This window comes from Bacillus sp. SRB3LM, assembly GCF_015712745.1.
Lineage (GTDB): Bacteria > Bacillota > Bacilli > Bacillales > Bacillaceae_G > Bacillus_A > Bacillus_A thuringiensis_K.
Genome location: NZ_VWVQ01000021.1, coordinates 244,679 through 256,297 on the forward strand (window position 1 = coordinate 244,679; position 11,619 = coordinate 256,297).

Sequence of the window (11,619 nt, forward strand, 5' to 3'; positions counted from 1 at the left end):
ATCGACAAAAGGGGTTGTCATTTGACGTCGAATCTTGTAATATAATAAGCGTGAACGAATTCACATACAAACATATACCCCTTTGTTTGAACGTGAAAATTTCTCCCATCCCCTTTAATATTTTTATAAGCCGTAAAGAAAAAGACCTGGTGTTTACACCAGGTCTTTTTCTTTTGCTATCCATTTCCAATAACGTTGGCATTTTACTTCAATCATTTGCACTTTTCGTTTCAGTTGTAATTTTTTTAGTTCGCGCTCAATTTCTTGTTGCGGACAGTTATAAATAAATGCTACTTCTTTTGAAGATATAAATTGTGTGGCTTCTAGTAACACTTCTAAAGGTGGTAATGGTTCTGGCTCAATTTCACATTTTACAAGTTCTTTCAATAATTGTACGTATACATCGTAGGAATAATTTCCAGCAATTTTAATACCTTCTTCATCTGAGTTCGCATGAAAAAAGACGAGGGAGGGTATTTCTGTAATATGCATCTCATTCGTGAATTTCAAGTCACATTGGAAAGCTTTTTTTGCACTAGCAGAATGTAGGTCTTTTTTAAATTCTTCTACATCAATATTGCTATCTTTCGCACATGCAAGTAATAGTTCGCAGTCAGGGTTTGATACATTTTCAAGGAAGATGTATTCTTGGAGTTTTCGCAAAAACTTCGAACCTGCTTTTCGGCCTTGCAACTCCGCTGCCTTAATTGCCATCGAAACTAAATATGGTGTTGACGATGCTTCTTGCATATGTACCTTTCCATCACATGAAAAACCTTGTAAACTTGTTGTCTTTTCCCACACAAATCGAATATTAGCAGGTTTATTCCATTTGTGTGAGGAAGCGTTCGTTCCATCCACTTTTCCTGTTACGATATGACGAATAGAGAAGTATTTTCCGTATTCAAGCCATAGTTTAATAATAAAAGGCTCAATTTCCCAGCAATCTTTACAAAGTGGATCAATAAATAAATATGCTTCTACAGACTTATGCTCGCATGCGGAAGGAGATGGCATATTTATATGCTTTGCTTCCTGCTTATCCATTACACTTCACCTGTTTCGTTTGGAGTATTAACCATGTGTTGAGCGGTTAATGCTAAACGTTCAAAAACAAACTCTCTTATATGACCATGCACTTCAGTATCATCCATTGCTTGTTCCATACATGATAGCCAAGCTTCTGCTCGTTTTGGAGTAATCTCAAACGGGAGATGGCGTGCTCTTAACATAGGATGACCATGTTCTTCAGTGTACAAATTAGGACCACCTAAATATTGTGTTAAAAATTGCTTCTGCTTCCTAGCGGTTTCTGTTAAATCTTCCGGGAAGATGGGAGATAAGTCAGGGTGTTTACTGACGTAGGAATAAAATGTATCTACTAATATTGCAATGCATTGTTCACCGCCAATTGCTTCAAATGGTGTCATCGGTTGCTTGCTCATCCTTTATAAACTCCTTTTTCCATGAAATGTATATCTATTGTAGCAATGGAATGTTCGAGAGGGCAAATAAACAGCTTTCTCAAAGATTCTTTGCTTATTCTACGGGTGTAAACTTTTTTAGTGAGATGTATCCACTAGTGAAACATATTCACTAGTGGAATTTTCACTTTAGCGTGCTTTGTTTTGTTTGGCAAGAAAAAAGCGTTTTACTTTGTTATTTGTATGACGAACAGGTATGTTATGTTGCGTTAATAAATGAATAAATGCAGCTTTTCCTGTTTCTTCATCTTGCACTTCAAATTCAATTTCATAATCATCGTGATTGTAATAGAAACTATGATCAAAGACAAGCGTTCCGCCTTTAAATAATGTTTCTGCTCTTTCTGTTGTTAAACTACCCATATATGTTAAAGCAGAAACAGGAATTTGTAATTTATGTAATTGATCTACTACTGCTCCTTGAATGATTGTGTTTGTTTCCATCATCATTTTTGCTTCGTATTCTGTTACGACTTGATGCGTTTCTAATAAACCGACTTCTGCAGGTTGTTTCAACGTTAACGTATAAGTTTCTCCTTTATGACGAATACGAAGTGCAGAGCCAGCTTCTTTTAACGAGAAGTCAGGTGTTTCAAAGTAGTGATTCACTTGTTTTGTAAATGCTTCAATAGAAAACGATTTACATAATGTATCGAATTCTTCTTTTGTAACGATATTTTTGAATTCAATTTCAATTTCTTGTGTCATTGTATAATCTCCTTTTGAAAAATAATTCTTTACACATTATCGCTTTTTCATAAATTTGGTTCAATGTTTTATTTGTTTGCGTCCATGTTATGATACAATAATACTGTTAAGTAAGACAGGAAGTTGAGATGGAGGAGTTAGAGCATGCAAAATAAAATCCAAGTTAAGAGCGTAGAAAAGAGAGAGAATGCTCTTATTTTTTGTGCGGAAAATAGTGAAATAGAGGTAAAGGAGTTAAGTGCGCGTAATCACGTACTTGTAGACTCAGACAATTTATCATTTTTATATATCTTAGAAAACGAATCATCTTTCATTTATGTAAGTATTCCGCACACATGCTGGGAAGCAATGCATGAAGCGATGAATAACGATGTGGTTATGTTCGTTCGCGTGAATGACATTGAAATGGAATTAGAAGGATTAAAAGAAGAAGTAGAATATTTAGTTAAAAATATTGAAGGTAATGCAAATTACGGAGAAGAACTAGTAACTGCTGTAGAAAAAGTATTTCTATAAGCAAATGGATTGATTTTGGTGGTGGTTGAAATGAATCGAAATTGGGAAGAATTTTTAGCACCTTACCACCAAGCGGTGGCAGAGCTGAAAGTGAAACTAAAAGGAATGCGTACTCAATTTGCAATGTTAACAGAGCATTCTCCAATTGAGTTTGTAACAGGAAGGGTAAAGTCGGTTGCAAGTATTATTGATAAAGCGGAGAAGAGAAATGTACCGTTAGACCGATTGAGAGAAGATATGCAGGATATTGCTGGGCTTAGAATGATGTGTCAATTTGTTGATGAGATTAAGCCTGTTGTAGAATATCTTCGAAAACGAAATGACTTTGAAATCGTGGAAGAACGTGATTATGTCACGCAAAAGAAAGATAGCGGTTATCGTTCTTATCATGTTGTCATTAGTTATCCTGTTCAAACGATTCAGGGTGAACAAAAAGTATTGGTAGAAATCCAAATACGCACGCTAGCAATGAACTTTTGGGCAACAATTGAGCATTCTTTAAATTATAAATATAGTGGACGTTTTCCTGAAGATATTAAAATACGCTTGCAACGTGCAGCTGAAGCGGCGTTTTTATTAGATGAAGAAATGTCTTCTATTCGTCTTGAAATTCAAGAAGCGCAAAAGGCTTTTTCAAGAAAGCAAGAAACGAAAGATTCCGAATCATAAACTAAAGGGTGTTGGGCGATGAAATTTACAATTATGTCAAAGGGAGATCAATCATCAGATACACTGGCAAGCACGATGAAAGATTACTTGCTAGATTTTGGATTTATAATGGATGAACAGGAACCCGATATTGTAATTTCTGTTGGGGGAGATGGAACGCTTTTATATGCGTTTCATCGTTATTATAATCGATTGGATGAAACAGCATTTGTTGGTGTACATACAGGACATTTAGGTTTCTATGCAGATTGGTTACCGACAGAAGTAGAGAAATTAGTAATTGCGATTGCGAAAACACCATTCCAAGTGGTGGAATATCCGCTTTTAGAAGTAATTATTCGCTATGTGAATGGAAGTAAAGAGTCACAGTATTTAGCGATGAATGAGGCGACTGTAAAAAGTGCAGAAGGTACATTAGTAACAGAAGTAGAAATACGCGGAGAATATTTTGAAACATTCCGCGGAGACGGCCTTTGTATCTCTACTCCTTCAGGCAGTACCGCGTATAATAAAGCGCTTGGCGGAGCAATTATTCACCCATCTATTGAAGCGATTCAAATTGCAGAAATGGCGTCCATTAACAATCGTGTATTTCGTACTGTAGGATCGCCACTTGTATTGCCGAAGCATCATACATGTGTGTTAAAGCCAGCTGCGGGAATGAACTTACAAATTACAGTGGATCATTTAACGATGGTTCATCAAGATGTGAAATCAATCCAGTATCGCGTCGCAAACGAGAAAGTACGATTTGTTCGTTTCCGCCCGTTCCCGTTCTGGAAACGAGTTCGTGACTCGTTTGTTGCAGATAAATAGAAAGGGTTATATATTTGAACAGATTTACATTGAAATGGGATATAGGGCTGGCTGAAGAGGGAACTTTAGTTAGGGAATTTTTGAAAACGAAAGGTATTTCTAAAGCCGCTTTAACGGATATAAAGTTTCACGGCGGGGCGATTGAAGTAAATGGGCAACATGCGAGTGTTCGTCATCAGCTGCGCGCTAGTGAAGAATTACGTATCTTTTTTCCAGTGGAGGAAAGAAGTGAAGGGATGATGGCAGAAGATATCCCTTTATACATTGTATATGAAGATGATGCGGTTCTTATCATTAATAAAGAGGCGAACATGTCAACAATTCCGTCTAGAGAACATCCGACAGGGAGTGTTGCTAATGCGCTTTTATCTCATTATGATAAGCAGCATCTTGCAAGTACAGTGCACATTGTAACACGGTTAGATCGTGATACTTCGGGGCTTATGCTTATTGCAAAAAATCGTTTTGTGCATCATCTTTTATCGAAGCAGCATCAACAAAAAGCTGTGAAACGAACGTATGAAGCAATTGTTCACGGAAAGATTGTAGAACGAGAAGGAATGATTGATGCACCAATTGGTCGAAAATCTGATAGCATTATTGAGCGAACGGTTTGTGAGGATGGACAAAGGGCAGTTACTCATTTTAAAGTAATTGATAGTACATATCATAAGACACATGTAGCGCTTGAGCTTGAAACAGGAAGAACGCATCAAATTCGTGTGCATATGGCTCATATAGGACATCCATTACTTGGTGATAGCTTATATGGAGGGAGAAGGGATGAAATGAAGCGGCAAGCACTTCATAGTAAATCTTTGACGTTTTATCATCCTATTTTAGAGAAAGAGATGTCTTTTACTATAAAGCTTCCAAGCGATATGCAAGAAGTGTTGCGGCATACTTAAAAAGGGAACAAAATTCTTATATTATAAAGAATTTTGTTCCCTTTTTTCTTAGCGGAATAATATTAAAATTTGGTTTTCACCCGTACGCTTTATGACGAAAAATCCACTTTCGGCTTTTGTAGCAATGCCATTGTCATTTGGACGACAATATCCATGTGCTTCGCAAGTGCCGTCATCACGTACTAACATTTGTCCAATTAATCCGACAGGAAGCCATTCGGCGCGATCTTTTCTTGCTACATATTTGCAAGTTGGATCCCATTCTGTATTTAAAAGAGGTTGTATTTCTTCTGTTTCCGTCCATACATATTGACGTTTTCCAAAGTTATCTGTTTTATAACGTTTTTGCCAACTTAAAGCCCCGCTATTTCCTATAAGAGCAGGGGTGGCACTAGATATTCCTAAAATGAATGAATCGTGTGAAGTAGCTAACCGAATTTTTTCTTCGCTACTAAATGTAACGAAATAACCGACATCAATAGGGGTAGGATCTTCTGTTTCAAACATTTGTGCAAAATCTGTTCCGCTTGCATTGTAAGACGCGCCCTCAATGTACATTTCTCCATTATGGGCAAGCCATTTAGCACCGATATTATGGTCGGTGTCGTTTACACCATTTGCAATAAACCAAGAATAAGCTTCTTCTGCAGTGCCGAAGCGCCCCATAATATGGCTACCTGCAAAATGAGCTGTTGATGTATGATGACCTTCCGCATGAGAAGAGGATCCGTTAGCGATAGTTGCGGTTCCTTCTGCGTGTGCTGCTTCGCCTAAAGCGATCGTCTGTTTACCCTCTGCATGAGAATAAGAGCCGCCTGCTGTCGTTTCACTTCCCTCACTATGCGAACTATGTCCAGTTGCTTTTGAGTTTGATCCTTCTGCATGAGAGAAAGAACCTTTTGCATGTGTTAATAAGCCTTCCGCATGTGCTGCCATGCCCTCTGCATGAGAGTGAAGCCCTTCCGCATATGCATATCGGCCGCCTCTTTTAACTTTTGTACTTTCAGGTGTAGGTGTCTCAATTATGAGCGGTTTTTCAATTTGTATATCATTCGATGAAGCTAATGCTTCTTTTATTTTTTTTACTTTGTTTATAATAGCAGCTGGAATTTCTGGTTCCACTTCTTTATTCACTGCTACAGAAATATTTTCTTCCGTCTTTTCTTCTGTTTGGTTAGAATGTAGTATCTGTTCATCTTGATTTGAAAGCTGTTTATTTTTTTGTTGCATCTTTATTTTTCTGCGATCGATTATGCGGCTCATCACAGCATTTTCTAAAGAGACATATGTTGGTTTTACTTTGCTTTTTTTTGATGACTCTTGTTCTTCCAGTTCTTCTATCGCTGCAGCCCGAATACTACACCAGTTGTTAATTCCGTACATGGGCAGATATAAAGGGGAAAATTTTCTTTTTTGTTTAGAAGATTTTTTCTTCATTCTGTCACCTCCTGCGACATTATATGTAGGGTAATTAAAAAAAGATGCACTTTATTGCATCTTTTTTTAATTACTTTACCTAGTTTTATATGAAATCTGCTTAAATAATACGATAATCTTCCGCTAAGTAAGGTAGTTATGAAATTGGACGGAATTTCTCGGCGACAAAAGGTAAAGAAGAAGGGACAGAGATAGTCTCCATTTCAGGATAACGTAATCCGGTTAATTTGCCACCAAATACAGCGCCAGTATCAATATTGACTGTCTGATTGATGAATCGAGGTTCTGCCACTGGTGTATGTCCATATACAATCCAAGCTTGTCCCTTGTATTCTTGTGCCCAATCGCGACGGACAGGTGAGCCATCGGCATGCTTTTCTCCTGTAATATCGCCATATAATACAAAGGTTTGTACTTTTTTATCTTGTCTTCCTATGTAATCTTGCCGAATTCCAGCGTGACATACGATTACTCTTTTTTCATCTAGTATGTGGTAGAGCGGTGATTGTTCATAAAGAGTGATAAACTTTTCTTTTATAATGTTTTGCTTATGAGAAGGAAGTGCCTCATATTCAGCAACAGTTGTTTCAAGTCCGTGAGCGACTGTTACATTACGCCCAAGGAAAAATCGATATAGTTTATTACAGTGATTTCCAGGAGCGTAATAAGCTTCTTTTTTATGTATGACAAGTTCCCATACAATTTCAATCATACGTAATGAATGAGGACCACGGTCTGTAATATCGCCAACGAATGCAAGTTTACGTTGGTCAGGGTGAACTGGTAGACCGCTACTCCAGTTATATCCTAGCTTCTCCGTTAAATTTTGAAACTCTTGGAAGCATCCATGAATATCTCCTATAATGTCATATTTCATATTTAAACCTCCATCGTATTTTTCATTAGTATATCTAAAAAAGGATAGAGATAAAAATATAGCGGTTTTATGTTGTTCATTTAAATATAAAGATTTTCGTTCTTGAGCGAACATTTAAAATGAATCCAATCGCAATCATGTATGTAAGTAGTGAACTGCCTCCGTAGCTCATAAGAGGTAATGTTATCCCTGTAATGGGAAGTAATCCAATTGTCATCCCGATATTTTGAAATACTTGGAAAGTAAACATTCCGATTGTACCAGCGCAAATGTAACTACCGAAAGGGTCATTACTTTCTAAAGCGATATGAATCATTCGGAAAATGAGTAAGAAAAAAAGTGAAATAATGACACTTGCGCCTAGAAATCCAAATTGTTCAGCGACATTAGTGAAAATAAAATCTGTATGGGGTTCTGGAAAATATACTTGTCCATTTTCCCATCCTTTTCCTTGCATTTCTCCGGATCCAGTCGCTAAGAATGCTTGTCTTAATTGATAGCCTTGTGCATCATATTTGTAAGGTGCTAACCATCCGTAGAAGCGATTTAATTGATATTCTTTTAAAATGTGTGCTTTAAAAAAATCTGTGTGAGTAAAAAAAATATATATTAATGTAGATCCAGCCACGAAAGTAGCTGAAACTAATCCGAAAATAAAACGCCATCGTATGCCAGAAACTAGTATCATTGCTGCAAGCATCGCTGAAATGACCATTGTATTTCCTAAATCTGGTTCTTTTGCAATAAGTAGTAGTGGTGGCAAGCTTGTCGCAAATATTTTTCCAAGTAATAAAAAATCGTCATGTATCGTTTGGGAAAAATATTTCTCATTATGATTTGCTATAATTCGTCCAATGACGATAATTAAAAACAATTTCATAATTTCAGAAGGCTGAAAATTTCCGATACCTGGGAGCCTGTACCAAGCGGTAGCGCCTTTAATTGTAACGGCACCTGGTACTTGAAGTTCTAGTCCAATAAGTAGTACCATTGCAAAGCTGTATAAATACCAAGCAATTTTTTGATAACGATCGAAGTCGATAATCATAATAACACCAATGGCTATAAATCCAATGAAATACCATTGGATTTGCTTTAGTACAAAATTGACGTTTTGTAAAAATGGAGGTAAAGAGGCTTGTGCACTTGCAATAGCACAACAACTAACAATCCCAATGGCAAATAAAATAAATAGTAATAAGTAGTCTATTTGATATTGAGAATTTGGATCTTTCAATGTAGGTATTCCTTTCTACTGCTCTTTATAGTAATGGATTTTATCCCGCATTAATGGGCAGTAAGACCCCCACCTCAAAATTCAGGGAAAGCGAAGAAGTTAGGCGGGGGATCAACTGCCCGTAAAAGCCCGATTGGTGAGGGCTGATTAAAGTTTCACTTTATAGTATGAGAAAGAATGTATGAACTATACGAATGATTCACATATAGTCCATACACTTTTAATTTTGCAAAGTAGTTTAATTGTTTAACTCTTTAATAATTATATCCAAACAATGGGAAAGACGTACATGTGCGTCAGGAAAAATATCTAGTTGATGAAGATAGTATTTTAAGGAACTTTTACACCATTGGTAAGCACTAAGTAGAGCTGCTCTATAGTCCATAGTATTTTGTAAAAAGCCATATTCTTTTGCTGTTATAACAAGGTGTGTGAAATCTTCACAACCTTGAAGGAGCTTATTGTGTATTTGTTGTCCAGCATGGTAGCGAAATTGACTTAAAGGCTCAGAAATGTATATTGCATTTCCTTTAGAAAGTAAAGAAATCCATGAGGCCATATCAACACTACAAGAATATTGTCGCTCTTTAAGGGTGCCAAAAGGTTCAGTGAGTAATTTTTTTCGAAACAAAGTAGTCGTAGGCTCACCGATAATGTTGTGCCCGCCCTTTAACATCCAATTACCTAAAAATATCCCGTTTAATGGGGTGTCTTCACTATATAACCTTTGTGTTGGGTGGGAATCACCTATTAGATTTCCATAATCATCAATACGTACTCGATAAGAAGTAACAAGAGCAAGATTTTTATTGGAATCTTGCTCAAAATAGGCCATCATTTTTTGTATTTTATGCTTATAAAACACGTCATCGTCCATTAAAAAGTTTATATACTCACCATTTGATTTTTCTATGAGCATAAGGTCATTGTGAAATTGTCCTAGAGTAGGGGTATTTCGAATATATGTTATATTTTTATAATTTGGTAAGTATTGTTCGCGTATTAAAGTTGCTGTTTCATCATTTGTACTATCATCTCCGATGATGATTTCAATATTTGAATAAGTTTGTGCCAATGCACTTTCTAGAGCAATTTTGAAATAATGAGGCCGATTATAAGTGGGAATAAGGATGGAAACGAGAGGTGGATTTTTTTCATTCATCATACATAACTTCCTTTCAGAAGCTTTTTTTTTGTAAGAACAATATCTTGGTAACTTGTATATTCATGTCTGCCGCACCATAAGCCGTAATGGGGCTTATTGATTATTTCTAGGTCGTACTTATTCAATAAATTGCAAATATCTGTCTCCGGATAAGCAACTGCGAAATTCGGAATATCTTTATTTACAACGTAGCAATTTTCAATTCGATGATAAAAACCTAATGTACTTTGTCCTGCATTTAAATAATAAGACGATTCAGGGTTTATAAGAAAGAATGTAATGAAACATCTCCCGTCTTTTTTTAATACACGTACAATTTCAGATACGTAATGTTCTAATTCTTTTGGGAGAAGATGCGTAAATACAGAAGTTAAAAAGATAAAATCGAATGTTCCGTCTTCATAGGGAAAACGATATTGAGAGGCATCTTCTTTTCCTTCCGGATTATAGAATTGATTGTATATGTCAACATGTTCAAAGTGAAAATTATTACGCATAGTTGAAATGTTATTTTGACACCAAGTAATTCCATCTTTAAACAAATCAAATCCATAATACGCTCCATCATCATTTAAGTAATTCATTAATGGTACAGCCATTCGGCCGACGCCGCAGCCTACATCCAATACTTTTTCATTTGATTTTAAAGCGCCAATTTGAATAAAATGCTTTAGGAACTCTTTTCCAACCTTTTTGAAGTCGCCACCTACATATTGGACGAGTTCAGGAGGGGGGAGTAAAGTCATTTCTTTGTTAAATTCGCTCATGAGTATACCCCTTTCTTGTGTGAGAATATGCAGTAACTCTATTAATGAAATTTTCAATTTGTAGTGAGAGAAGACAGGAAAACAATTGTTATATGTAAGGAGATTCCGAAAAAAATATTTTGTTGGGTTAGAAGTGAGAGAAGGATGAGTGAAAATGGGATCTCCTATAGATTAAATCTTTTTATTCTTTTCTCCAATAAACGCCAAATACATCAATTTTAGTAATAGGGGCTTTTAAATTTCGTTGCTTTCTAAAGTCTGTCACAGCCTCAGCGCATGGTGGTAGCCCGTAGTCATCGATAATTATATAGCCACCTTTAGAAACTTTATCATATAAGTTCATGAGACCATCCATGGTGGATTCGTACATATCACCATCAAGCCGTGCAATTGCTATTTTTTCAATTGGTGCTGTTGGTAAAGTATCTTTAAACCAACCTTTTAAAAATTTCACTTGATCATTTAGTAAATCATATTTTTTGAAATTCTCTTGTACTTGTTCTAAAGAGACGCGTAAGTAATCGAATGTGTGTAAATAATCACCGTAATCTTTTGGATATTGTTCTAGATTCGGTGCTGGCAAACCTTCAAATGAATCTGCGACCCACACATTACGATCCGTAATGTTGTTTGCTTGTAAAAACCCATTCATAAAAATGCATGATCCTCCGCGCCATACACCTGTTTCAATAAAATCACCTTCTATATTTTCACGAACAACGGTTTCCATCGCCTCTTGTAATTGGTTCATACGTTCTCGACCAATCATGCTATGTGCTGCTCTTGGCCAATCCATTCCATCATGACGTTCACTTTTTGAGACATTTGGTTTTACAATTTTTAAGTTATGGTTTTCGGCATATTGCTTAATGAATAAAGGGAGAGGGACTGTAACTGGTTCGAATTCTAGTTCTTTCGAAATATGTAGAGATGCGGGTAAGTATGCCTCATATTCTAACCATATTTCAAATAAAATTGTCTTCTTTAGCAATTCGAGATAAAGCTGAACAGCAGATTTACTTTCCATATTTGTGC

The 11,619-nt window shown here is 36.3% G+C and carries 13 protein-coding genes; 4 read left to right on the forward strand and 9 right to left on the reverse strand.

Going from position 1 to position 11,619, the window contains the following annotated elements; translation table 11 throughout:
* Positions 1 to 153: 153 nt before the first annotated feature.
* The 3 genes from F3I02_RS14460 to F3I02_RS14470 form a co-directional block, all read right to left on the reverse strand.
* A complete protein-coding gene (locus F3I02_RS14460) occupies positions 154 to 1,047 on the reverse strand; it encodes a ClpXP adapter SpxH family protein (protein WP_000360646.1) in 894 nt (297 codons plus the stop codon).
* Positions 1,047 to 1,445, reverse strand: coding sequence for a globin domain-containing protein (locus tag F3I02_RS14465; protein WP_000043384.1), 399 nt, complete (start codon positions 1,443 to 1,445; stop codon positions 1,047 to 1,049). Before F3I02_RS14465 ends, F3I02_RS14460 begins: the two co-directional genes overlap by 1 nt.
* A 168-nt stretch (positions 1,446 to 1,613) precedes the next feature.
* Positions 1,614 to 2,192, reverse strand: coding sequence for a CYTH domain-containing protein (locus F3I02_RS14470; protein ID WP_196478094.1), 579 nt, complete (start codon positions 2,190 to 2,192; stop codon positions 1,614 to 1,616).
* A 144-nt stretch (positions 2,193 to 2,336) separates the two neighbouring features.
* On the opposite strand from F3I02_RS14470, the gene F3I02_RS14475 reads away from it, so the two are divergent.
* From F3I02_RS14475 to F3I02_RS14490, 4 genes are read left to right on the forward strand one after another with little or no spacing between them, the layout of a single operon-like run.
* Positions 2,337 to 2,708: a UPF0738 family protein gene (locus tag F3I02_RS14475; RefSeq protein ID WP_131250275.1), complete on the forward strand. Its 372-nt coding sequence runs from the start codon at positions 2,337 to 2,339 to the stop codon at positions 2,706 to 2,708.
* A gap of 30 nt (positions 2,709 to 2,738) precedes the next feature.
* Positions 2,739 to 3,377 (forward strand): GTP diphosphokinase, encoded by a 639-nt coding sequence (yjbM, locus tag F3I02_RS14480; protein ID WP_001081482.1) that lies wholly within the window; start codon positions 2,739 to 2,741, stop codon positions 3,375 to 3,377.
* Positions 3,378 to 3,395: 18 nt separating this feature from the next.
* A complete protein-coding gene (locus tag F3I02_RS14485; RefSeq protein ID WP_196478095.1) occupies positions 3,396 to 4,193 on the forward strand; it encodes an NAD kinase in 798 nt (265 codons plus the stop codon).
* Positions 4,194 to 4,207: 14 nt separating this feature from the next.
* Entirely contained in the window at positions 4,208 to 5,101 is an 894-nt protein-coding gene (locus tag F3I02_RS14490; protein ID WP_001079125.1) for an RluA family pseudouridine synthase, read from the forward strand.
* Between the two features lie 48 nt (positions 5,102 to 5,149).
* Here the strand turns inward: F3I02_RS14490 and F3I02_RS14495 are convergent, their stop codons facing one another.
* The 6 genes from F3I02_RS14495 to F3I02_RS14520 all read right to left on the reverse strand — a co-directional run bounded on the left by F3I02_RS14495 (position 5,150) and on the right by F3I02_RS14520 (position 11,611).
* On the reverse strand, positions 5,150 to 6,538 hold the full coding sequence (locus F3I02_RS14495; protein WP_074594709.1) for a peptidase G2 autoproteolytic cleavage domain-containing protein: 1,389 nt from the start codon (positions 6,536 to 6,538) through the stop codon (positions 5,150 to 5,152).
* A 136-nt stretch (positions 6,539 to 6,674) separates the two neighbouring features.
* A complete protein-coding gene (gene prpE, locus F3I02_RS14500) occupies positions 6,675 to 7,415 on the reverse strand; it encodes a bis(5'-nucleosyl)-tetraphosphatase PrpE (protein ID WP_000872696.1) in 741 nt (246 codons plus the stop codon).
* Between the two features lie 76 nt (positions 7,416 to 7,491).
* A complete protein-coding gene (locus tag F3I02_RS14505; RefSeq protein ID WP_000654688.1) occupies positions 7,492 to 8,652 on the reverse strand; it encodes an FtsW/RodA/SpoVE family cell cycle protein in 1,161 nt (386 codons plus the stop codon).
* 238 nt (positions 8,653 to 8,890) lie between these two features.
* Positions 8,891 to 9,817 carry a glycosyltransferase family 2 protein gene (locus F3I02_RS14510; protein WP_002163893.1) on the reverse strand — a complete coding sequence of 309 codons (927 nt, stop codon included), beginning with the start codon at positions 9,815 to 9,817 and terminating at the stop codon, positions 8,891 to 8,893.
* Positions 9,814 to 10,584, reverse strand: a complete 771-nt coding sequence (locus F3I02_RS14515) for a class I SAM-dependent methyltransferase (protein ID WP_196478096.1) — start codon at positions 10,582 to 10,584, stop codon at positions 9,814 to 9,816. The genes F3I02_RS14510 and F3I02_RS14515 overlap by 4 nt, the downstream gene beginning before the upstream one ends.
* Positions 10,585 to 10,765: 181 nt before the next feature.
* Complete coding sequence (locus F3I02_RS14520; RefSeq protein WP_000444379.1) at positions 10,766 to 11,611, reverse strand: TylF/MycF family methyltransferase; 846 nt, start codon at positions 11,609 to 11,611, stop codon at positions 10,766 to 10,768.
* Positions 11,612 to 11,619: the final 8 nt, after the last annotated feature.

Bases quoted from the DNA above. Each gene is read 5' to 3' on its own strand.
- F3I02_RS14460 (WP_000360646.1), bottom strand. From the start codon at position 1,047: ATGGATAAGCAGGAAGCAAAGCATATAAATATGCCATCTCCTTCCGCA.
- F3I02_RS14465 (WP_000043384.1), bottom strand. From the start codon at position 1,445: ATGAGCAAGCAACCGATGACACCATTTGAAGCAATTGGCGGTGAACAA.
- F3I02_RS14470 (WP_196478094.1), bottom strand. From the start codon at position 2,192: ATGACACAAGAAATTGAAATTGAATTCAAAAATATCGTTACAAAAGAA.
- F3I02_RS14475 (WP_131250275.1), top strand. From the start codon at position 2,337: ATGCAAAATAAAATCCAAGTTAAGAGCGTAGAAAAGAGAGAGAATGCT.
- yjbM (WP_001081482.1), top strand. From the start codon at position 2,739: ATGAATCGAAATTGGGAAGAATTTTTAGCACCTTACCACCAAGCGGTG.
- F3I02_RS14485 (WP_196478095.1), top strand. From the start codon at position 3,396: ATGAAATTTACAATTATGTCAAAGGGAGATCAATCATCAGATACACTG.
- F3I02_RS14495 (WP_074594709.1), bottom strand. From the start codon at position 6,538: ATGAAGAAAAAATCTTCTAAACAAAAAAGAAAATTTTCCCCTTTATAT.
- prpE (WP_000872696.1), bottom strand. From the start codon at position 7,415: ATGAAATATGACATTATAGGAGATATTCATGGATGCTTCCAAGAGTTT.
- F3I02_RS14510 (WP_002163893.1), bottom strand. From the start codon at position 9,817: ATGATGAATGAAAAAAATCCACCTCTCGTTTCCATCCTTATTCCCACT.
- F3I02_RS14515 (WP_196478096.1), bottom strand. From the start codon at position 10,584: ATGAGCGAATTTAACAAAGAAATGACTTTACTCCCCCCTCCTGAACTC.
- F3I02_RS14520 (WP_000444379.1), bottom strand. From the start codon at position 11,611: ATGGAAAGTAAATCTGCTGTTCAGCTTTATCTCGAATTGCTAAAGAAG.